At 57.9% G+C, this 21,810-nt stretch carries 22 protein-coding genes; 14 read left to right on the top strand and 8 right to left on the bottom strand.

What is annotated here, in order from left to right; genetic code table 11:
- Window positions 1–39: 39 nt before the first annotated feature.
- Complete coding sequence (ubiA, locus tag ACR0NE_RS14675) at window positions 40–1,002, bottom strand: 4-hydroxybenzoate octaprenyltransferase (RefSeq protein ID WP_170597229.1); 963 nt, start codon at window positions 1,000–1,002, stop codon at window positions 40–42.
- A 12-nt stretch (window positions 1,003–1,014) separates the two neighbouring features.
- Between ubiA and ACR0NE_RS14670 the strand changes: the two genes are divergently transcribed.
- The 8 genes from ACR0NE_RS14670 (at window position 1,015) to ACR0NE_RS14635 (ending at window position 9,967) form a co-directional block, all read left to right on the top strand.
- Window positions 1,015–1,740 carry a 16S rRNA (uracil(1498)-N(3))-methyltransferase gene (locus tag ACR0NE_RS14670; RefSeq protein WP_170408406.1) on the top strand — a complete coding sequence of 242 codons (726 nt, stop codon included), beginning with the start codon at window positions 1,015–1,017 and terminating at the stop codon, window positions 1,738–1,740.
- The gene (locus tag ACR0NE_RS14665) at window positions 1,737–2,585 is read left to right on the top strand and encodes a GNAT family N-acetyltransferase (protein WP_170597230.1); all 849 of its coding nucleotides are present in this window, start codon (window positions 1,737–1,739) and stop codon (window positions 2,583–2,585) included. Before ACR0NE_RS14670 ends, ACR0NE_RS14665 begins: the two co-directional genes overlap by 4 nt.
- Entirely contained in the window at window positions 2,582–3,109 is a 528-nt protein-coding gene (locus tag ACR0NE_RS14660; RefSeq protein WP_170408404.1) for a hypothetical protein, read from the top strand. The genes ACR0NE_RS14665 and ACR0NE_RS14660 overlap by 4 nt, the downstream gene beginning before the upstream one ends.
- Window positions 3,110–3,176: 67 nt before the next feature.
- On the top strand, window positions 3,177–4,547 hold the full coding sequence (locus ACR0NE_RS14655) for a glutamate--cysteine ligase (protein WP_170597231.1): 1,371 nt from the start codon (window positions 3,177–3,179) through the stop codon (window positions 4,545–4,547).
- Window positions 4,548–4,617: 70 nt separating this feature from the next.
- Complete coding sequence (gene pheS, locus ACR0NE_RS14650; RefSeq protein WP_010443591.1) at window positions 4,618–5,691, top strand: phenylalanine--tRNA ligase subunit alpha; 1,074 nt, start codon at window positions 4,618–4,620, stop codon at window positions 5,689–5,691.
- Between the two features lie 470 nt (window positions 5,692–6,161).
- A complete protein-coding gene (locus ACR0NE_RS14645) occupies window positions 6,162–6,965 on the top strand; it encodes an alpha/beta hydrolase family protein (protein ID WP_170597232.1) in 804 nt (267 codons plus the stop codon).
- A gap of 78 nt (window positions 6,966–7,043) precedes the next feature.
- Complete coding sequence (gene pheT / locus ACR0NE_RS14640; protein ID WP_170597233.1) at window positions 7,044–9,440, top strand: phenylalanine--tRNA ligase subunit beta; 2,397 nt, start codon at window positions 7,044–7,046, stop codon at window positions 9,438–9,440.
- Between the two features lie 80 nt (window positions 9,441–9,520).
- The gene (locus ACR0NE_RS14635; protein WP_170423625.1) at window positions 9,521–9,967 is read left to right on the top strand and encodes a YtoQ family protein; all 447 of its coding nucleotides are present in this window, start codon (window positions 9,521–9,523) and stop codon (window positions 9,965–9,967) included.
- Window positions 9,968–10,018: 51 nt separating this feature from the next.
- Here the strand turns inward: ACR0NE_RS14635 and ACR0NE_RS14630 are convergent, their stop codons facing one another.
- Complete coding sequence (locus ACR0NE_RS14630; RefSeq protein ID WP_170597234.1) at window positions 10,019–10,717, bottom strand: glutathione S-transferase N-terminal domain-containing protein; 699 nt, start codon at window positions 10,715–10,717, stop codon at window positions 10,019–10,021.
- 223 nt (window positions 10,718–10,940) lie between these two features.
- Between ACR0NE_RS14630 and ACR0NE_RS14625 the strand changes: the two genes are divergently transcribed.
- The gene (locus ACR0NE_RS14625; protein WP_170423629.1) at window positions 10,941–11,747 is read left to right on the top strand and encodes a mechanosensitive ion channel family protein; all 807 of its coding nucleotides are present in this window, start codon (window positions 10,941–10,943) and stop codon (window positions 11,745–11,747) included.
- A 132-nt stretch (window positions 11,748–11,879) separates the two neighbouring features.
- On the opposite strand, the gene ald is transcribed toward ACR0NE_RS14625, so the two are convergent.
- Window positions 11,880–12,995 carry an alanine dehydrogenase gene (ald, locus tag ACR0NE_RS14620; RefSeq protein WP_170597235.1) on the bottom strand — a complete coding sequence of 372 codons (1,116 nt, stop codon included), beginning with the start codon at window positions 12,993–12,995 and terminating at the stop codon, window positions 11,880–11,882.
- A 135-nt stretch (window positions 12,996–13,130) separates the two neighbouring features.
- Here ald and ACR0NE_RS14615 point away from each other — a divergent pair, with 135 nt between their 5' ends.
- Together ACR0NE_RS14615 and ppk2 are read left to right on the top strand one after the other, a co-directional pair.
- Entirely contained in the window at window positions 13,131–13,589 is a 459-nt protein-coding gene (locus ACR0NE_RS14615) for an Lrp/AsnC family transcriptional regulator (RefSeq protein ID WP_170395646.1), read from the top strand.
- 151 nt (window positions 13,590–13,740) lie between these two features.
- Window positions 13,741–14,679, top strand: coding sequence for a polyphosphate kinase 2 (gene ppk2 / locus ACR0NE_RS14610; protein WP_170395648.1), 939 nt, complete (start codon window positions 13,741–13,743; stop codon window positions 14,677–14,679).
- A gap of 51 nt (window positions 14,680–14,730) precedes the next feature.
- On the opposite strand, the gene ACR0NE_RS14605 is transcribed toward ppk2, so the two are convergent.
- Both ACR0NE_RS14605 and rpsU read right to left on the bottom strand, forming a co-directional pair.
- Window positions 14,731–15,966 (bottom strand): CAP domain-containing protein, encoded by a 1,236-nt coding sequence (locus ACR0NE_RS14605; RefSeq protein ID WP_170597236.1) that lies wholly within the window; start codon window positions 15,964–15,966, stop codon window positions 14,731–14,733.
- A gap of 296 nt (window positions 15,967–16,262) precedes the next feature.
- Complete coding sequence (gene rpsU, locus ACR0NE_RS14600) at window positions 16,263–16,469, bottom strand: 30S ribosomal protein S21 (protein ID WP_005614280.1); 207 nt, start codon at window positions 16,467–16,469, stop codon at window positions 16,263–16,265.
- Between the two features lie 112 nt (window positions 16,470–16,581).
- On the opposite strand from rpsU, the gene ACR0NE_RS14595 reads away from it, so the two are divergent.
- Window positions 16,582–17,274 carry a COQ9 family protein gene (locus tag ACR0NE_RS14595; protein WP_170597237.1) on the top strand — a complete coding sequence of 231 codons (693 nt, stop codon included), beginning with the start codon at window positions 16,582–16,584 and terminating at the stop codon, window positions 17,272–17,274.
- 72 nt (window positions 17,275–17,346) lie between these two features.
- Window positions 17,347–18,333 carry an NAD(P)H-quinone oxidoreductase gene (locus ACR0NE_RS14590; protein ID WP_170513806.1) on the top strand — a complete coding sequence of 329 codons (987 nt, stop codon included), beginning with the start codon at window positions 17,347–17,349 and terminating at the stop codon, window positions 18,331–18,333.
- Between the two features lie 15 nt (window positions 18,334–18,348).
- Here ACR0NE_RS14590 and ACR0NE_RS14585 read toward each other — a convergent pair whose 3' ends face one another.
- The gene (locus tag ACR0NE_RS14585) at window positions 18,349–19,206 is read right to left on the bottom strand and encodes a DUF2189 domain-containing protein (RefSeq protein WP_170395655.1); all 858 of its coding nucleotides are present in this window, start codon (window positions 19,204–19,206) and stop codon (window positions 18,349–18,351) included.
- A gap of 214 nt (window positions 19,207–19,420) precedes the next feature.
- Between ACR0NE_RS14585 and ACR0NE_RS14580 the strand changes: the two genes are divergently transcribed.
- Window positions 19,421–20,404, top strand: a complete 984-nt coding sequence (locus ACR0NE_RS14580) for a quinone oxidoreductase family protein (protein WP_170597238.1) — start codon at window positions 19,421–19,423, stop codon at window positions 20,402–20,404.
- Window positions 20,405–20,445: 41 nt separating this feature from the next.
- Here the strand turns inward: ACR0NE_RS14580 and ACR0NE_RS14575 are convergent, their stop codons facing one another.
- Window positions 20,446–20,979, bottom strand: a complete 534-nt coding sequence (locus tag ACR0NE_RS14575) for an outer membrane protein (RefSeq protein ID WP_170465891.1) — start codon at window positions 20,977–20,979, stop codon at window positions 20,446–20,448.
- Window positions 20,980–21,240: 261 nt separating this feature from the next.
- Window positions 21,241–21,714, bottom strand: a complete 474-nt coding sequence (locus ACR0NE_RS14570; RefSeq protein ID WP_170395661.1) for a YHS domain-containing (seleno)protein — start codon at window positions 21,712–21,714, stop codon at window positions 21,241–21,243.
- Window positions 21,715–21,810: the final 96 nt, after the last annotated feature.

Genomic DNA, 21,810 nt, shown 5'->3' with positions numbered 1-21,810 from the left:
GGTTCCGGGACTCATACAGAGCGCAGCACAGAGGTGCAATCAGAGGAAAAGGGCGACGCAGAGGAAGATCAGCGGAATCAAGCCGGTGTCGCGATTGGCCCGGAAAAGCTGCAGCAATTTGGCGTTGTCCTCCGTGTCCAGCCCCCGCAATTGCCAGGCCAGATGCCACCCCATCGCCCAGGGCCCGCCAAGGGCGACCGCCAAAGCAAGAACCGATGTCCCGGGCAAAGCCGCGTCGATAATTGCAAAGGCCATTAGACTGACGGTTCCAATCAGAAAATACTTGAGCCAACGGGCGGTATCGGTGCCAAACAGCCGTGCGGTGGACTTGATGCCGATCAGCTCGTCATCCTCGGCATCCTGATGGGCGTAGATCGTGTCGTAGAACAAAGTCCAGGCGATTCCTGACAGATAAAGCATGATCGCAGGCCAGCCCACGGTGCCGGTATGTGCAGCCCAGGCCAGCAATGCGCCCCAGTTGAAGGCCAGCCCCAGAAAAATCTGCGGCCACCAGGTAAATCGTTTTGCATAGGGATAGATGGTAACAGGCAGCAAAGACAAAACTCCCATCGCAATCGCGGCCCGGTTGAAGGTCAGAAGGATGGCCAGGGCCAACAGACATTGCAGCACCATCCAGAATACCGCCTGACGGACACTCACCTGACCCGAGGGAATCGGGCGCGACCTTGTACGCTCGACCTTCCCGTCAAACTCTCGATCGGTGATGTCATTCCACGTACAGCCCGCGCCACGCATCAAAAACGCACCAATGGCACAACCAACTGCGATCCAAAGATCCTCCCATCGTGGTGCGCCGTCGCTCAGGATGGCCAAGGCCAGACCCCACCAGCAGGGAATCAGCAGCAGCCATGTGCCGATGGGTCGGTCTGCACGGCTGAGCCGCAGGTAAGGGCGGGCAAAGGCGGGGGCGTGGGTGTCGACCCAATTGCCGGTTACGGCATCGGCGACCTGACCGTCTGGTGTTGGGGCATTGCCTTGCATATGTAGGGTCTCATGAATGCGAAGATCAGACTGTATGTAGAGCACCCTTTGGGTCCGGGGCAATCGGTTCCTTTGACGCGTGAGCAGGCGCATTATCTGTTCGGTGTCATGCGCCTGTCGGTTGGGGGGCAGGTCGCGCTATTCAATGGCAGCGATGGCGAGTGGCAGGCAGAGGTAGCAGAAGCAAGTAAACGAGGCGGAATTCTGTCGTGCGTGGAGCAATCGAAACCTCTGCAATTACCGCCCGATCTGTGGCTTCTCTTTGCACCGATCAAGAAGGCGCGGACCGATTTCATCGTTGAAAAAGCAGCTGAAATGGGGGCCGCGCGGATCATACCGGTGCAGACCGAATTCACCAACTCCGAGCGCATTCGGCAGGATCGCTTGCAGGCCCACGCAATTGAGGCGGCCGAACAATGTGGCGGCACTTTTGTGCCTGAGGTCGCTGACCTCCAGCGATTGGATCGTATCCTGGGCGCGTGGCCCGATGATCGCCAATTGATGTTCTGTGACGAGGCAGAAGCCGGCTCGGCCCTGCGCTTGGCAGAGAATGAGAAAGGCAAGCCGTGGGCGATCCTGATCGGCCCCGAGGGCGGGTTTTCCGAGCCCGAACGCAAACGGTTGGCAGAGCTGCCATTTACCCATGTGGTCAGCCTCGGCCCACGCATCCTGCGCGCCGATACAGCAGCCGTTGCGGCGATGACAATGTGGCAGCAATCGTTGGGAGATTGGACGTGACGTGGCAATTGGCGCAGGAAACGGACCTGTCCAGGATCGACTCGTTTTTGTCCCAACATATCCAAACATCGATGTTCCCTTTGGCCAATCTACGGGATTTTGGCCTGTGCGGTACGCATCCCCGGTCGTTGAATGCATGGACGCTTGGCAGCCCGTTGCGTGCGGTCTTTGCCATAACAAATGAAGGCATGATCCTGCTGCAATGTCCCGACTGTTCGGATACCGAACTTGCCGCAGCGATTGACCTTATTCGAGGCCGGGCCCTGTTCGGCATCGCGGCTGAGGCAACGCAGGCTCGTCGGATAATGCAGTTGGCAGGTTGGGAGGGGCGACCCGCGACCCTGAACAGCGATGAGCCGGGGTTTTCCCTGGCGTTGGATCGACTTCAAATACCGGATTTCAGTGGGGCAGATCTCATGCCGCTTACTGATGTAGACCGTTCGGTCCTTGAAGACTGGCGAGAAAGCTACCTCATCGAAGCCATGGATTTTGATCCTGTGCGCGCACAGACGCAGGCTGGGAAGGACATCAAGACCTATATCGAGCGGGATTCTCATCGAGTTTTGCTGCAGAATGGCCTACCGGTCAGCATGACCGGCTTCAACGCCCGCCTGCCTGATGTGGTGCAGATCGGCGGTGTCTACACGCCACCAGATTTACGAGGGCGGGGCTATGCGCGTTTGGCTGTTGCCTTGCATCTGGTTGAGGCGCGCGACGCGGGAGTTTCCAGAGCTGTCCTCTTTGCGGCTTCCGATGCGGCAGCGCGTGCCTATATATCCATTGGGTTCCAGCCTGCGGGTCAATACTCGCTGATCCTGTTCAAAAACCCGGAGGACGTGGCATGAGTTTCTTTCGACCCGAAGCCAAACTGGCCCTATGGCGCTGGCGCGAAGTGCTGGTTGCAGGGTTTGTTCTGATCCTCGGCCTCAGCTGGATCAGCGGCCCTGGTGGATTGCTGGCGTGGTTGGGGTGGCTGCTGATCGTCGTCTCGATGGCACTGGCGGTGATCGGAGTGCAACGCGCGCGCTTTCGCAATGGTGCGGGAGGACCGGGTGTGGTGACTATTGATGAAGGCCAGATCACCTATCTGGGCCCGCTCGACGGCGGCATCGTTGCAGCCCGCGAAATCGAGCGGTTGGCGTTGGATCCGACCTCGCAACCTGCGCATTGGGTTTTGGATCAGCCGGGGCAGCCGACCCTTCACATTCCGGTGAACGCCGAAGGGGCCGAGGCACTGTTTGATGTGTTCTCAGCACTTCCGGGGCTTAAAACCGAGCAAATGCTGTCGGAACTCAACGGTCGTGCGGCACATCCGGTGGTGATCTGGGAACGCACGCCGTCACGGCCTGCGCATCTTAGGCTGCATTGACACTGGCGCGGTTTGCGCTCAGGACTGACCGTCAAGACAGACACATCAGGATCGGAGCACGGGTCACATGTCCATCCCCCAGTCCGGCGGCGGACCGATCGAACGCCATGAGCAACTGGCCGAATATCTGGAATCGGGCTGCAGGCCCAAGGAAGATTGGCGCATCGGAACCGAGCACGAAAAGTTCGGCTATTGCAAAGACACTCTGAAACCACTGCCGTTTGAAGGCAAACGGTCGATTGTGGCCGTGCTGGAAGGTCTGCGAGACCGCCATGGCTGGGCTGAAGTGCGTGAAGCTGGACATTTAATCGGGCTTGAGAAGGACGGCGCGAACGTCAGCCTGGAACCAGGCGGTGCGTTGGAACTGTCCGGCGCTCCGCTCGAGACAATTCATGAAACGTGTGATGAGGTGAACACTCACCTGCGTGAAGTGAAGGATATCGCCGATGAGATCGGTGTAGGCTTTATTGGTCTGGGCGCAGCCCCGATCTGGACCCATGAAGAGATGCCGTTGATGCCCAAAGGCCGTTACCGGCTGATGAACGATTATATGGAGAAAGTCGGCACCATGGGCCGTGCCATGATGCGGCGCACCTGCACGGTTCAGGTCAATATCGACTTCGGGTCCGAGGCCGACATGGTGCAGAAGCTGCGCGTCGCTCTGGCCCTTCAGCCGGTCGCGACGGCGCTGTTTGCGAACTCTCCGTTTTTCGAGGGCAAGGTGAACGGCCAGAAAAGCTGGCGCAGTTATATCTGGCGGCATCTGGACGATGCACGGACGGGCATGCTGCCCTTTGTGTTCGAAGAAGGCTTCGGGTTCGAACGCTATGTACAATATGCGCTCGATGTACCGATGTATTTCGTCTATCGCGACGGCCAGTATATCAACGCGCTGGGCATGTCGTTCCGCGACTTCCTGCAGGGCAAACTGCCTGCGCTGCCCGGTGAGACGCCGACTCTGTCCGATTGGGCCGATCACCTGACCACGGCATTTCCCGAAGCGCGGATCAAGAAATTCATGGAGATGCGCGGCGCCGATGGTGGCCCATGGCGCAGGCTCTGTGCGCTGCCTGCCTTCTGGGTTGGTCTGACCTATGATCAAACCGCACTGGATGCCGCTTGGGATCTGGTCAAAGGCTGGGATGCCGAGACGCGCGAAGCGCTGCGGGTTGAGGCTGCCAAGGATGGCCTGCAAGCGCAGGTCGGCAACATCAACATGCATGATCTGGCGCGCGAAGTGGTCTCGATCGCAGAGGCCGGACTTGCATCCCGCGCGCGCCCCGGTGCGGGTGGTCTGGTGCAGGACGAAACGCATTTCCTGAACGCGCTCAAGGACAGCATCGATACGGGCAAGGTGCCCGCAGATGAGTTGCTGGATCACTACAATGGCGACTGGAATGGCGACCTGACCCGGATTTATCCCGAATACAGCTATTGATCCCTACCGTCCCGCTTGCATTCGCGGGGCGGGGCCGATAGCAGGTTGGCGACCAAATTCAGAGGGCGTCATGGACGATCTTAAGGCAAAATATCTGGGCCAAATCGCCGAAGCTGGCGATGAAAACGCGCTTGAGGCGATCCGCGTCGCCGCCGTCGGCAAAAAAGGCGAGGTCGCGCTGAAGATGCGCGAGCTAGGCAAGATGACCCCCGAGGAACGTCAGGTCGCAGGCCCCGCGCTGAACGCCCTGAAGGATGAGATCAACTCGGCGCTTTCTGCCAAAAAGGCCGCGCTTGCCGACGCCGCGCTGGATGAGCGGCTGCGCACCGAGTGGCTCGACGTAACACTACCGACCCGGGCACGTCGTCAGGGCTCGATCCACCCGGTCAGCCAGGCGACCGAGGAACTGACCGCGATCTTTGCCGAACTGGGTTTCTCGGTGGCCGAAGGGCCGCGGATCGAGACCGACTGGCACAACTTTGACGCTCTGAACATCCCCGGCCACCACCCTGCGCGGGCCGAGATGGACACATTCTACATGCACCGCGCCGAGGGCGACAATCGCCCGCCGCATGTGCTGCGCACCCATACCTCGCCAGTGCAGATCCGCTCGATGGAACTGCAGGGCGCGCCGATCCGCGTGATCTGCCCGGGCGGTGTCTACCGCGCCGACTATGACCAGACTCACACGCCGATGTTCCATCAGGTCGAGGGGCTGGCCATCGACAAGGATATCTCGATGGCGAACCTGAAATGGGTTCTGGAAGAGTTCGTGAAAGCGTTCTTCGAGGTCGACGACGTCGAGCTGCGCTTCCGCGCATCGCACTTCCCCTTTACCGAACCGTCGGCCGAGGTCGATATCCGCTGCTCGTGGGATAACGGTCAGCTGAAGATCGGCGAGGGCGACGACTGGATGGAAATTTTGGGCTCCGGCATGGTCCACCCCAAGGTGATCGCCGCCGGTGGGATCGACCCCGAGGTCTATCAGGGCTTTGCGTTCGGGATTGGCATCGACCGTCTGGCGATGCTGAAATACGGTATTCCGGATTTGCGGGCGTTCTTTGATTCAGATTTGCGGTGGTTGCGGCACTACGGATTTGCAGCGCTGGATATGCCGAACCTGCATGGTGGTTTGAGCCGATAGAGTGCGTGTTGGATAGCTGGCTGATAGCATACCAAGACTGGTGGAAGCAGCGAGTTTCCAAAAGACCATTGGTTTGGTTCTTGGGTCTTTTTATCGCCAGTGTATTGCCTCTCATGCTCACTTCTTGGGTATGGGGTAACGACTCAGCGGCAATCTTTATTGTGTTTATTGGATCTTTACTGCTGTTTTTGCCTGGAATGATAGTTGCTGGCATGGAGTTTGCACGACCAGGTGCGTTTCAGCTTCGCGACAGAATTCAGAGAGAAAAGACGCGGGATTTGATAGACAAAAGGAAGGGCGGATTTTGGAATTGGTGGTGATCCGTTTGGTTTTCTGACCAGCGCGGCTTTGTGATTTGATCCGTTGTAGGGTGGGGTTTCACCCCACCGTGGGGTGGTTGGTGGGGTGAAACCCCACCCTACACCAATAAGTTACGTGACAGGGCGGAGCATGTCGCTAGGCTCCGGCGTATGATCTATCAACTGCTTTTTCTTCTGCTGACTGCGACTCCGGCTTTTGCCATGGGGCCCTGGAAATCTGACTGCCACGGCGATACCGCCTGTCAGATCGGCGACCGCTCGTACCATGTGATGGAACCTGATGGTTGGGATGGCGAAACGCCTCTGCCGGTGCTGCTGCATTTCCACGGCTGGGCGCGGCAGGGCGATGTGGTGGTGAACCATGAGCGCATCGCCGGGGCAACCAAGCTGCGCGATGTGCTGTTGGTGGCTCCGAATGGGCTGGGCAAAAGTTGGAACTTCTGGACTGCTGATACCGCAGACGTGCCGTTCGCAGATCGCGTGCTTGAGGACGTCGCCAAACGCTATCCCATTGATCTTGAAAGCATATATGTCTCGGGTTATTCTTATGGCGGCGCAATGGCATGGCGCTATGTCTGCCAGTCGGGAAACGACATCGCTGCTCTGCTGGCGGTTGCGGGCTCGATCCGCCAGACCGAGGATTGCCCGGAAGCCCCAAGCGAGGTGCGTCATGTGCATGGGCTGGACGATACGGTGATGGATTTTCCCTTTGGGCCGGACGGCGATACGACCTATCCGGTGGCGCTGTGGAAGGCCAAGTTCAACTGCAACGGCGCGACCCCGCGTGGGGATTGGAGCGTGAAGCCCTTCCTGACGCTCAGCCGATTGGAGTGGACCGATTGCGCGCAAGGGCAGGTGACACTGGACACCCATCCCGGCGGGCACTTTATTCCCCACGGCTGGATCGGCTGGCAGCTGGACGAGCTTTTGGGTCGCACCCCCACCTATCCGTGAGCCGCAGCGCTTGCACCTCGGCGCAATCTTTGCCATTGCCTGTGCCGACTGAATGTTTGCCGAAAAAGGCCCGCTGCAATGAAATTCACTCTGTCCTGGCTGAAAGACCACCTCGATACGGATGCGTCGGTTGATGAGATCGCCGAAGCGCTGACCGATCTCGGGCTTGAGGTCGAAGAGATCGTCAACCCGGCGGACCGTCTGGCGGGCTTTACGCTGGGCCATGTGAAACATGCCGAGAAGCACCCGGACGCCGATAAGCTGCGCGTTTGCACGGTTGAAACCGACGAGGGCGATCTGCAGATCATTTGCGGCGCGCCCAATGCGCGCGAAGGCATCACCGTGGTGGTTTGTAAACCGGGTATGTATATTCCCGGCCTGGATATCACCATCAGCGTCGGCAAGATCCGTGGCGTCGAGAGCTTTGGCATGATGGCATCCGAGCGCGAGCTTGAGCTGTCGGATGAACACGACGGGATTATCGAGCTGCCCTCGGGTGAGGTCGGCGACAAGTTTGTCGATTGGTTGGCTGAGAACGATCCGTCAAAGGTTGATCCGATGATCGAGATCGCGATCACGCCGAACCGCCCGGATGCGCTGGGTGTTGCGGGTATTGCGCGAGATCTGGCTGCACGTGGATTGGGCACGCTGAAGCTGCGTGACTATGTCCCCGTGCCGGGGGACTTTGAAAGCCCGATCAAAGTGTCGATTGATGAAGATACGCTGGATGGCGCGCCGCATTTCACCGGTCGGCTTATCAGGGGCGTCAAAAACGGCCCCAGCCCGCAATGGCTGCAGGACCAGTTGAAGGCGATTGGTCTGCGTCCGATCTCGGCCTTGGTGGATATCACCAACTATATGACCTTCGATCACAACCGCCCGCTGCACGTATTCGATGCCGACAAGGTGCAGGGTAACCTACGCGTTCACCGTGCCAAAGGTGGCGAGAAGCTGGTTGCACTGGATGAGAAAGAATACACACTACAGCCCGGCATGATGGTGATTTCGGACGACAAAGGCCCGGAATCTATCGCGGGTATCATGGGCGGTGAGGAAACCGGTTGTACCGAGGAGACTGTGAACGTCTTCCTTGAAAGCGCGTTCTGGGATCATGTACAGATCGCCCTCACAGGTCGGGCGCTGAAGATAAACTCGGACGCGCGGTATCGATTCGAGCGCGGCGTCGACCCGGAATACACGCGCGAAGGGTTGGAGCATGCGACGCAGATGATCTTGGATATCTGCGGCGGTGAAGCCTCGAATGTGGTCGAGGCGGGCAAAGCGCCGAACCACGCGCGGGCCTACAAACTGGACGCGGCGCGCGTGCAGTCCTTGGTCGGGATGGAGATTCCGGAAAGCGAGCAGCGGCAGACACTGACCCGTTTGGGCTTTCGTCTGGATGGCGAGATGGCGCATGTGCCCAGCTGGCGACCCGATATCATGGGGGAGGCCGATCTGGTGGAAGAGGTTGCGCGGATCGCTTCTCTGACCAAGTTGCAGGGTATTCCGCTGCCGCGTACGACAGCAGGTATCCCCAAACCGGTCATGACACCCACGCAGCGTCGCCAGTCGATGGCGCGCCGGACCTGTGCAGCGCTGGGGTACAATGAATGTGTGTCTTATACCTTCATCGATCAGGCCTCGGCAGCCTTGTTCGGGGGCGGTGACGCAGCAACCATGTTGGAAAACCCGATCTCGTCCGAGATGAGCCATATGCGCCCTGATCTGCTGCCTGGTCTGCTGCAAGCGGCGGCGCGCAATCAGGCGCGGGGTTATGCCGATCTGGCCTTGTTCGAGGTCGGGCCAGTGTTCCACGATGGTGAGCCGGGGGATCAACAGACACAGATTACCGGCCTGTTGGTTGGGCGTAGCGGTCCCAAGGACGTGCATGGAGCTTCCCGTCCCGTTGACCTGTTTGATGCCAAAGCCGACGCAGAGGCGGTGCTTGCCGCCATTGGTGCGCCTGCCAAGGTTCAGATCCTTCGTGGCGGCGATGCCTGGTGGCACCCGGGTCGGCACGGCAAGATTTGTCTGGGCCCCAAAAAGGTTCTGGGCGTTTTTGGTGAATTGCATCCGCGCGTGTTGCAGGCGTTGGATATCAAGGGTCCGGCAATGGCGTTCACCATTTGGCCGGATCAGGTGCCGATGCCACGTAAATCCGGTGCGACCCGTTCTGCCTTGGAATTGCGCGACCTGCAGGCGGTCGAGCGCGATTTCGCCTTTGTTGTAAATGCGGATATCGAAGCTCTGACGTTGGTCAATGCGGCTGCGGGTGCTGATAAGGCTCTGATCGAGGACGTGCGCGTCTTTGACGAATTCATTGGCGGTAGCGTCGGCGAGGGCAAGAAGTCTCTGGCCATTACCGTAAGGCTTCAGCCGTCGGACGCGACCCTGAAGGAAAAGGATATCGAGGCGGTCAGCACCAAGATTGTCGAAAAAGTGGTGAAAGCCACTGGCGGCGTCTTGCGGGGATGAGTTGGTTTTCGCCTCCGGCGGGAGTATTTTTGAAATGATAAAGGGGCCATTGCGCCCCTTTTTCACGGGAGGAGAGAAAAATGCTGAAGGTCTATTTGTCCGGTGAGATTCACACGGATTGGCGCGAGCAGATCATTGCGGGCGCCGATGGGTTGGATGTTGAGTTCAGTAGCCCGGTCACCGATCACGGTGCTTCGGACGATTGCGGTGTCACGATCTTGGGGGCCGAGCCGAACAAGTACTGGCATGATCACAAGGGTGCCATGGTCAACGCGATCCGGACCCGCAAGGGCATATCAGACGCGGATGTTGTGGTTGTACGCTTTGGGGACAAATACAAGCAGTGGAACGCGGCATTTGACGCGGGCTATGCGGCAGCACTGGGCAAGTCGATCATTGTTCTGCACGGGGCTGATCATCAGCACGCGCTGAAAGAAGTAGATGCAGCAGCCCTCGCCGTCGCTGAAGAACCCGCGCAAGTTGTTGAGATCTTGCGCTACGTTCTAACAGGCGCGCTGCCTGGGTAACCCGATGGCCCGTGGCGGCGGATTTGGATCCCGCCGCACAGGCCTTGTGTATCAATCCCGTGAGGGGATGTTCAGTCCTCTTTGCACTGCGGGTCGATCCAGGAACCTGTCCAGATAGCGCGTAACGTTGCCATAGCTTTCCCAGCCTATGACATCCTTGACGCCGTAATAATCTAAACCGCGCAGCCAGGGCGCGATTGCGATATCGGCGATCGAGAATTCTCCGGCGATCCAATCTTGGCCGTCCAGTTGCCGGTCGAGAACGTTCAGCAGGCGTTTGGCCTCGGACACGTAGCGTTCGCGCGGGCGGGGGTCTTCGATTTCAGCCCCTGCGAATTTGTGGAAATACCCAAGCTGGCCAAACATTGGTCCGATACCGCCCATCTGAAACATAACCCATTGGGTGACCCGGTGCTTGTCGCCTTTGTTCTGACCCAGCAGCTTACCGCTCTTTTCAGCGAGGTACAGAAGGATTGCACCGCTTTCGAACAAAGCGAACGGAGCATCGTCAGGCCCGTTGGGATCAATGATCGCCGGGATCTTGTTGTTCGGGTTCAGCGAAAGAAATTCCGGGCTTTTGACATCTGCATCGGCCAGTGTGACACGATGTGCCTCATAAGGCAGGCCGGTTTCTTCCAGCATGATCGACGCCTTTACCCCGTTGGGTGTGGGGAAGGAATAAAGCTGAATCCGCTCGGGGAACTGTGGGGACCATTTATTCATGATCGGGAATTGGATTGTGTCCAGCATGATGGGCTCCTTTTATCGCGCCTGTCTCGGTCAATCTGGTAATTTGTGGCGCTTTTGTAAGGTCCAATTCTGTGCGTGATCGGTCAGTCGATGTTTGCTGGGGAACAGCAGGGGGGAAAACTCGGAAATCCCGCACCTAGACCTGCGCGCAAAATTAGCCCAGACTTTTCAGCGATCCCGCGCCAAAAGGCGCGGGTTTGCTGTTGGCGCAAAGGAGAAGCGTGTGGAAGATGTCGTAACACAGGTGGGCGCATTTGGTCCGCTGATCATGAGCGCGATCAAAGCGTTGATCGTTCTGGTATTGGGTTGGATCGTTGCCGGAGCCATTAGCGGTCTGGTGCGGCGGCGGATCAACGCCACGCCACATATCGACCCGACTTTGGGGAATTTCGTTGCGAGCCTCGTGAAATGGGTGCTGCTGGCGATTGTCTTTGTCGCCGTTCTGGGCATTTTCGGAATCGAGGCGACCAGCATCGTGGCCATTCTGGGTGCCGCATCCCTGGCCATCGGTTTGGCGCTGCAGGGAACACTCAGCGATCTGGCCGCGGGCGTGATGCTGGTGGTGTTCCGGCCCTATAAGCTGGGCCAATATGTCGATATTGGTGGCACAGCGGGTACTGTGAAAGACCTGAACCTGTTCACGACCGAGCTGGTGACGCCGGACAACGTGCAGATCATCGTGCCAAACGGTCAGGCTTGGGGTTCGGTGATCACCAACTATTCCGCCCATGACACCCGCCGGGTCGATCTGGTGTTTGGCATCGACTACGGCGATAGCGCGGATGAGGCTATGAACATCATCCTGGATGTGGCCAAAGCTGACGATCGTATCATGGCTGATCCTGAGCCCTGGGTGCGCGTGACAAACCTTGGGGATAGTTCGGTTGATCTGACCGCGCGCCTGTGGTGCGCAGCGGCTGACTATTGGGATGTGAAGTTCGAACTTACCAAAGCGATCAAAGAAGCGTTTGACGCCAAAGGCGTATCCATCCCGTATCCGCATTCTGTGGAGATTCACAAAGAAGCGTAAGCCTCCCGCCCGGCGATCGGGCATTGAAATGCCCACTTCCGGGTGGGCCGGGCACCGCGCTAAGGCGCGGCGCTGGGCCCAAGTCTGTAAAGCGTCCTTTGGAAAAGGACGCTTTCAGAGGCGGGAGCGCTCTTAGTTCAACAGAGTTGTTGGATCGACAGAGTCGATGTTGAGGGCGGTGCCCACCGCTTCGTAAGTCAGCTTGCCGGCGTGGACGTTCAAACCTGCCAGCAAGTGTGCGTCGTCCTTACAGGCCTGCTTCCAGCCCTTGCTTGCCAGCGACAACATAAACGGCATGGTTGCGTTGCCCAGTGCGATGGTCGAAGTCCGGGCAACCGCACCGGGCATGTTGGCGACGCAGTAGTGCATGATGCCGTCAACTTCGTAAACCGGATCGGCGTGGGTGGTGGCTTTCGAGGTTTCAAAACAGCCGCCCTGATCGATCGCAACGTCTACCAGAGCCGCGCCGGGCTTCATGGTCGACAGCTGTTCGCGCGAGATCAGTTTGGGAGCAGCTGCGCCCGGGATCAGGACCGCACCGATGACCAGGTCGGCATCCTGGATCAGCTCGGCTGTCGCACCAGCGGTTGAATACTGGTTCTTGAAGGTTCCGCCGAACACATCGTCCAGATAGCGGAGACGCGGCAGCGAACGGTCCAGTACGGTCACATCCGCACCCATGCCTGCGGCAATCTTCGCTGCGTGGGTGCCTACGACGCCTCCGCCGATGACGATCACTTTGGCAGGGCCTACACCCGGAACACCACCCATCAGAACGCCGCGGCCACCGTTGGCCTTCTGCAGAGTCCAGGATCCAACTTGCGGAGCCAAGCGACCGGCAACCTCGGACATCGGCGCCAGCAGCGGCAGGCCGCCATTGGAGTCAGTCACGGTCTCATAGGCAATCGCGGTGCAGCCGGATTCCAGCAGATCGTGGGTCTGGTCTGGATCGGGTGCCAGGTGCAGATAGGTGAACAGCAACTGACCTTCGCGCAGCATTTTACGCTCGACCGCCTGAGGTTCCTTGACCTTGACGATCATATCAGCCGTGGCGAACACTTCTTCTGCAGTGTCGACGATGCGGGCACCTGCCGCTACATAAGCGTCGTTATCAAAGCCCGAGCCCATCCCGGCACCGGTTTCGATAATGACTTCGTGACCGCGGGCCACAGCTTCGCCAGCAGCGTTCGGGGTCATCCCGACGCGGAATTCCTGAGGTTTGATTTCCTTGGGGCAGCCGATTTTCATGTGAGACTCCATTCATAAACTGCCTAAATTATGGGCATAAATTGGCGCAATTTTTGTGAAACCCCACTTGCTAAACACACAATATGCGGGAAAATATTCAGCATATAGACAACTTGACGCAATGGATGTGCGCAAATGACGATTGACGCAACAGATAGGAAGATTCTGGCTGCCCTACAGCGTAAAGGGCGGATGTCAAATTCGGAATTGTCCGAACAGGCGAATCTATCCCCTTCGGCCTGCCACCGGCGCGTGCAGCGACTTGAGGCTGAGGGTTATATCAAGGACTACGTCGCCCTGTTGGATGCACGGAAGTTGAACGTTCCAACCACTGTGTTTGTCGAGATCACGTTGCAGGGTCAGGCGGAAGAAGTGCTGGAGGCGTTTGAAAAAGCCGTAGCACGGATTCCGGATGTGCTGGAATGCCATTTGATGGCGGGCACGGCGGACTACATTCTAAAGGTCGTCGCAGAAAATACCGAGGATTTTGCTCGCATTCATCGGCAATACCTGTCGCGCTTGCCTGGGGTGGCGCAGATGCAAAGCTCATTTGCTTTGCGCACGGTGTTCAAAACCACGGCCTTGCCTGTCTGAAACCAACTATTGGGGGTTAGCCTTGCGTCAATTCTGCCGCTTGTATCTGTCGTGCGGTCGGGCCAAAATCCATGTTTCCGACCTTATGTACGACCTCGGCACTTTGCGCTGACACTCCGTGGTTACACTGGCCGTGTACGGTCCGAACCCGATGAACGATAAGGAGCAGACCTTGGCTTACGAAAACAACAGCACGCCGAAAGATTGGCTGGAAGCTGAACTGGAAGACACGCTGGACGAAGATTTCGAGATCGAATTCAGCGAACCCATGCTTTCGATGGAAGTGCGCAAGATTTACAAGGACCAGCATCCTGACATGCTGGATCGCAAGGTCTATTTTCGTAACCTTTTGCGGCTGCAGGCTGAACTTATCAAAGTTCAGGATTGGGTGGTCCATACAGGGGCCAAGGTCTGTATTCTATTTGAAGGGCGCGACAGTGCCGGGAAAGGGGGCGTGATCAAGCGGATCACGCAGCGCTTGAACCCTCGTGTAGCGCGTGTGGTCGCCTTGCCTGCACCCAGCCGACGCGAACAAAGCCAGTGGTATTTTCAGCGCTACGTGCCCCATTTGCCTGCGGCCGGTGAGATCGTGTTCTTCGATCGGTCCTGGTACAACCGCGCTGGTGTTGAACGCGTGATGGGATTTGCCAACGAGGATCAGGTCGAACAGTTCTTTCAGGACGTTCCCGAATTCGAACGGATGCTGGTGCGGTCGGGGATTATCCTGCTGAAATACTGGTTCTCGATTACAGACGAAGAACAGCAATTGCGATTCCTGATGCGTATTCACGATCCGATGAAGCAGTGGAAACTGTCACCGATGGATCTGGAATCCCGCATCCGGTGGGAGGCATACACCAAGGCCAAAGAGGATATGTTCTTTCGCACCAACATATCCGAGGCGCCTTGGTATATCGTTGAAGGCAACGACAAGAAACGCGAACGGCTCAATTGTATCGAGCACCTGCTGACTAAGATCCCCTATGAGGATGTGCCGCAGGAAAAGGTCAATCTGCCGGATCGGCGCTATAACCCCGAATACGAACGGCGCATTTTGCCGGATGAGTTACACGTGCCTAAGATATATTGATTTGGCAGGAAAGTGGTGCGGGAAAAGGATCCCCGCACCTGAACGGTTTGATTAACCCCAATCAAATCCGCAGTTCGTTTCGAAAACAAACACGCCGCACATGTCGTCATTCATGTCTTCGACTGTGGCTTCAACGGTTTCGATCATGTCGTCAGCGAAGTCGGTGTCGAACACCGGATCGAAATCATCCATCTCTGGGGTCGTGTCAGCCTGCTGCAACGGAGACCATTCGAACTGGTCAAATTGGGCTTGCAGCGCATTAACAAACGCTTCGATCCCGGCAAGGAAGGCCTGAACGTCAAAGCAGTCCGCGCCCGGTGCAGCATTGTCAACGACAACTTCAGGTGTTTCTGGCTCGGGTTCTTCGACCTCGGTGACGTCGGTCTCCGGAGTTTCGGGTTCCTCGACCTCGACGACGTCAGTATCCGGCACATCGGGTCCCGGGTCTTCAACTTCAGTCACATCGGTATCAGGCGTTTCCGGCTCTTCAGTTTCGGTCACGTCTGTTTCTGGAGTCTCCTCAACCGGGTCCTCGGTCTCGGTAACCTCAGTTTCTGGCGTTTCGTCTGCCGGTTGCTCGGTTTCCGTCACATCGGTGTCGGGTGTTTCGTCCGATGGTTCTTCGGTTTCGGTGACGTCTTCCTCCGGGGTCTCCTCTGCCGGTTCTTCGGTATCGGGAACTTCCGCTACCGGTGTTTCGTCAACTGGTTCCTCAGTCTCGGTCACATCGGTTTCCGGCACTTCTGGTTCGGTCGGGGTGGTAACCTCTTCCTCTTCTGGCTCAACAACTTCTTCAACTGGAGGCGTCACCGGCGGGGTGGTGCCGCCGTTATCAAGATCGACATCGCCCTGAGTCGCCGCAAAGTTCTGCGTCACCATGACAGCGTCGTACCCCTGCATGTCGCCTTCTTCGATCCCGATGCCGATATATTTGAAATCGGGGTTCAGAATGTTGGCGCGGTGACCGGGGCTATTCATCAGGTTCTGGTGCAACTGGGCGACATCATCGCTGATACCGGGTGCGCCACGCTCGGATTGCCAAGCGATGTTTTCTCCGGTGCGCCAGCTCCCGGACAGGTCGAATCCTGCGGCTTGCATCCGTTGGGTCGCGGATGAACCACCCTGACCGGTGTGGCTGAACCGGTCGGTGTCCAGCATCCAGCTGCTGTGGTCCTCGGAAGATTCGTTCAGGTTGCGTTCAAGTTCCAGGGGATCAAGACCGCGGGATGTGCGCTCTTGGTTGATCAGCGCGAGCATTTCGCGCTCGACCGTACTTGCTGTCGACATCAGTGCCTCCGTTTTTGGTTATGTCTGAGTGGACGGCCTCACTTACAGACGATCAAAGAACGCTGAATAGTGCGGGTACGGCGATGGGCGTTTTTCGGCGGCAGAATGCAACCGAACGGCGATTCGCTGCGCTGTAAAATGCCGACTGCGGCGATTGCATTAAAATCGGCAGGTTGCCGCGAGGGTAAAGCCGGGAATTGGCGGGATCATCCGCCCTAAAAACGACAAACCCCCGGGCAGGGCCTCGGGGGTCGTCAAATAGTGTCATCCAAAGCTGGACGAGTCGCGGTAGGCTCTTAGAGCAAACCTTCGCGCTGTGCTTTCTTACGTGCCAGTTTACGGGCACGGCGGATCGCTTCAGCTTTCTCGCGCGCTTTTTTCTCGGACGGTTTCTCGAAATGTTGCTTCAGCTTCATTTCACGGAACACGCCTTCGCGCTGCAGCTTTTTCTTCAGGGCACGAAGCGCCTGATCGACGTTATTGTCGCGAACACTAACCTGCATGTGGTTGTCACCACCTTTCTAGATAGAGTTGCAAGGAAATTGCAGGAGGTGGCCGTATAGCAAAGCGCGCCTAACTTGTCTAGTACTGGACCCGCAGCCTCGGAGAGCCGAAATGACCGCTACCTATGAAGATACCAAAGAACGACTTCTGAACGCGATTCTCGACCATGTGCCTTTTGACGGTTGGTCGGAAACAAGCATTCGCGCAGCGATTTCCGATTGCGGTCTGGATGCCGGACTGGCCCGCGCCATCTGCCCGCGCGGCGCTGTCGATCTGGCACTGGCCTTCCATGCGCGCGGTGATGCGGCAATGCTGGATCGTATCAATACTGAGGATCTAAGCGGGCTGAAGTTTCGTGACAAGATCGCCGCCGCTGTCCGCTTTCGTTTACAGGCAGTCGAAGACAAAGAGGCCGTGCGCCGGGGTGTGACTCTGTTCGCGCTGCCGATCTATGCCGCAGATGGGGCCAAGGCGGTCTGGGGTACCTGTGACCAGATCTGGACAGCGCTTGGCGATACTTCGGACGACGTGAACTGGTACACCAAACGTGCCACTCTGTCGGGCGTCTATTCGTCGACACTGTTGTATTGGCTGGGTGATGACAGCCCGGATTATCAGGCGACATGGGAATTCCTGGATCGGCGGATCGAGGGCGTAATGCAGTTTGAAAAGTTCAAGTCGCAGGTGAATGGCAACCCGCTGCTGAAACCGTTTCTGGCCGTCCCCAACTGGCTTGCGGGTCAGGTGAAGGCTCCGACGAAGTTGCCCGACAACCTGCCCGGTTCGCTGTCATCGGGAAAATAGTCGCAGCGTTTCCACTTGCCGCTGGGCCTCTGCGTTTTCGCCTGCTAGGCATTGGGCAAAGGAGATATGCCCATGACCCAGACAATGCGCGCTGTCGAGATCACTGAAGCTGGTGGCCCGGACGTTCTGCAACTGACGGAACGCCCGATGCCGGAACCGGCAGAGGGTCAAGTGGTTCTGAAAGTCGCGTACGCCGGGGTGAACCGCCCTGATGCGCTGCAGCGGGCAGGGGCGTATGATCCACCTCCCGGTGCAAGCGATTTGCCGGGGCTGGAAGCGTCAGGAGAGGTCGTCGCCATCGGCTCGGGTGTCGAAGGTCTGGTCGTTGGCGATCGGGTTTGCGCCCTGTTGCCCGGCGGCGGTTATGCTGAATATGTCGCAACGCCCGCCGCTCATTGCCTGCCTGTGCCTGCGGGTATGGGTTTGAAAGAAGCTGCCTGCCTGCCCGAAACCTTCTTTACTGTTTGGTCCAATGTCTTCACCCGTGGCGGCTTGAAGCCGGGGGAGCGGTTTCTGGTCCATGGCGGTTCCAGCGGGATCGGCACGACGGCTATTCAGCTGGCCAATGCGTTTGGCGCCCGCGTCTTTGCAACCGCCGGGTCGGCTGAGAAATGTGAGGCTTGTATCAAGCTAGGTGCCGAAAAGGCGATCAACTATCGCGACGAAGATTTCGTGGCTGCGATGCGCGCCGAGGGCGGGGCGAACCTGATTCTGGACATGGTCGGTGGTGATTATATCCCGCGCAACATCAAGGCTTTGGCGGAAGACGGGCGGCTGGTTCAGATCGCTTTCCTGCAAGGTCCGGTGGTCGAACTGAACTTTGCGCTGATGATGGTGAAACGCCTCACCCTGACTGGCAGCACCTTGCGCCCACAAAGCGATTTGGCCAAGGCGCGCATCGCGCAAGACTTGCGTGAAGCCGTGTGGCCATTGCTTGAGGCCGGGAAGGTCGCACCGGTGATGGATTCAGAATTCGATCTTTCTGATGCCGCCGCTGCACATGCGCGGATGGAAGCATCGGGCCACATTGGCAAGATCGTTCTGAAGGTCTCTGGTTAAGCTGCTGCCATGTAGTCAGGCGACCGCCCGGCGATACAGGTGCCATGTGGCGTGGCCTAGAACGGGCATGACGACGATCAGCCCCAGCAACATCGGGATCGCGCCCAGTACCAACATCGCGGCCACAATGGCCCCCCAGGTCAAGATCACACCCGGGTTCTGACGCAAGACCCGTACCGAGGTTACGACGGCCACGGGAACGCCCACTTTGCGATCCAGCAACAGCGGAAAGCTGACCACGCTTAGCGCCAATGCGACCAGTGCAAACAGGAAACCGGTGACGGTGCCGATGATGATCATGCTCCAGCCTGCTCCGGTGGTGAACACTTCTGTCACGAATGCCATGGCCGAAGCCGGAGGTTCTGGCCCTAGGGTTTGCGCGTAGATGCCTTGCGCGACCATCAGCCAGATCATCAATAGCATGACCAGATAGAAGCCCAATGCCAGTATGGCTCCGAAGGAAGGCGAACGGAATACGCCGAACGCGTCCAGCCAATGAACGTCTCCGCCCTGTTCCCTCTTGCGACTGATCTCATAAAGCCCGACGGCGGCGACCGGCCCGATCAGGGCAAAGCCCATGACAAGCGGGGCCAGCAGGGGCACCATGTCTTTGTTGAGCCCAATACCGAACATCAGCAGACCTGCGATTGGATAGATCAGAACGACAAAGATCGCATCGGCCCGGGTTTCGAGAAAATCGTTATATCCAGCTTTCAGGCATTCGCGCAGATCCTGCAGGGTCAGCGTATGCACCGTCGGCAGAGCCTGAACATCCGCGCTGCCGATCTCGGTCACGGATTCAGTGACATGATCGCTGGTTGCCCGCAGATTTCGGGCGACCCAGGTGATTGGGTTACCGATTGTCTTGTCCATGTTCATCCCCTTTTCTGGCGTGGGTGCGCCGCGGGATGCATCCGGCGTGGCAATTCGCGTGACCGGATCAGCCGGCAACGTCTGCCCAATTACAACGTCTCGTTGCATTATAGCACATATTGCGAAATTTTGCCCGATCACCCTTGCAGAGCCGGAAGGATTGCTCTGCCGCACAGGCGTGTTAGCTTTGTTTCCACAGGCAAGGGAGGCATTCATGCAGCAGACAGCACGCACAGTCGTCATACACGAATCCGGCGGCCCCGAGGTTCTTCGGATTGAGGATCGCCCGCTTGGCGATCCCGGCCCGGGTGAGGTGCGCATTCGCCATCATGCCTGCGGATTGAATTTCATCGATGTGTACCAGCGTACCGGCCTTTATCCGCTGGAATTGCCTCATGCGTTGGGAATGGAAGCGGCCGGAGTCGTTGAGGCGGTAGGCGAAGGCGTTACGCATCTTGCCCCCGGCCAACGCGCGGCCTATGCCGCAGGCCCATCGGGAGCATATTCCGAAGCGCGCGTGATGCCTGCAGCACAGGTTTGTCCGCTGCCCGAGAGTATCTCGTTCCGCACCGCAGCGGCCATGATGCTAAAGGGCATGACGGTTGAATACCTGTTTCACCGCACAACGCCGCTGCGGCGCGGAGATACCGTGTTGTTCCACGCGGCTGCCGGAGGTGTGGGACTGATCGCCTGCCAATGGGCGAAATCCGAAGGCATCAAACTGATCGGGACAGCGGGAACGGATGAGAAATGCAGCCTGGCGCAATTCAATGGCGCGTCACATTGCATCAACTACCGGACCGAGAATTTTGTCGAGCGTGTGGCCGAGATCACCGGAGGCAAAGGGGTTGATGTGGTGATGGACTCCATCGGTGCGGACACGTTTGAGGGATCGCTGGATTGCCTGAAACCCTTGGGCATGATGATTTCATTCGGAAACGCTTCGGGGCCAGTGCCGCCTGTCGATCTGGGAATGCTTGCGCAGCGGGGATCTCTGAAGGTGACGCGGCCAACCTTGTTCACGCATATCTCGGATCACGCCACCTGTCAGGCGATGGCGCGACGCTTGTTTGGCAAAGTGGACGGGCGCGAGGTCAAGATCCATGTCGATCAGGAGTTTCCGTTGGATCAAATTGCTGATGCGCATCGTGCTTTGGAAGCACGACAAACCACCGGCAGCACAGTCTTGGTGCCCTAGTGGCACGGGCCCGGCGCAAATAGCCGGGCCCAACTTTCTCATCAAAACCGATATGCTACACGCAGTTGAACTGTAGTTGCGTCAACATCGACGCCCGATGAGTTGAAGTCGTCGAACTCATGATACAGAATCTCGCCTCCAACGCTGATATTGGGGGCTACGATCTGCTCATAGCCTGCGCCGATGAACCAGCCATCGTCACTGCCCAGATTATCGGTATCCGCATCGGCATAACCGGCGGTGCCATAAAGCAGGCCCTGCGGGTTCAACTTGTAGCCCGCGCGCGCTTTGAGCCGCCAGACATTCTCGACCGTGGCGGCGCCGGAAAGGTCTACGTCGCTCCAGTCATAGTCGAAGCCACCTCCGACGACCCAATCGCCCAGATCGTAATCATATCCAAGGATGATACCGCCGATCGCACCATCGCCGTCGACGCCTGATACGTTTGTGTCGATGTCCGCATAACCAAACTGTGCACCGCCGTAGAATCCAGTCCAGTTGCCTGAGGATTGCGCCATGGCGGATCCCGCAGCCAATACGGCGACCGAGGTGATCAGTGCCAATCTTCCTGTCATCGTCTCATTCCTTTCGCTCGAAACCTGCTGCCAATCAAATCTAATGGCAGCGTTATGATTGAATCTACGTTCCGGCCCTTAGGCCGGATCAGTGATGTTTTGACTGTCCCGAACAACTTTATTCTGGCCGGTGCCCCGGCGTGGGCCCACTCAGGTTGGGCTCTTTTCTCACATGCTAGATAGGGTGAAACATGATGCCTTCAAACGAAGATCGGCGGCAGATACGATCTGCCGCCGATGCACAAAGGTCTTGTCAGCGAATTATTGCTGTAGTTCAGCCGGGTCTTTGTCGGCGATGTCTTCCCAGTTCGCGCTGGCTTTCTCAACAAAGCCCGGAATGTCGCCTTCCCAACGCTCCTGAATGTCTTGTGACAGGTTCAGATACAGCTTGTTGTCGACGATTTTCCAGTAGTTCGGGTCACCATCGAACTTGAAGCCCATTGCGGTGCCAAATGCGCAATAGCCGCCGTAAGCAGGCAGATAGGCCTCTGGGTTCGCCTCAAAAGCGGCTTTGTTCTCTTCCGATGCAAAACGGTACAGGGCGTCGTTGTGCAGCGTGGTGATTTTGTAATCACCCTTGGTTGCTTCGCCAACGGTGAAATAGGCAACCGGGTCATAGCCCTGCATTGCCAATCCGGTCGAGCTTGCGTTGATTTCGACGCCAGCCGCCATTGCTGAGCTTGCGATCGCAACAGACAGCGCGACTCCGCTGATGATGGATTTGAACGTGTTCATGACTTCACCTTTCGTGAATAGGCTCGCTGAAGAGCACTGTAATTTTGCCCGGGCGAACCGGATTTGATTGTCGCGACGCCTGTAATTGGCCGTCAC

This window comes from Ruegeria sp. C9 (assembly GCF_056537585.1).
The sequence above is the reverse complement of the archived record's forward strand: the minus strand, read 5'-3'. Positions and strand labels throughout refer to the sequence as shown.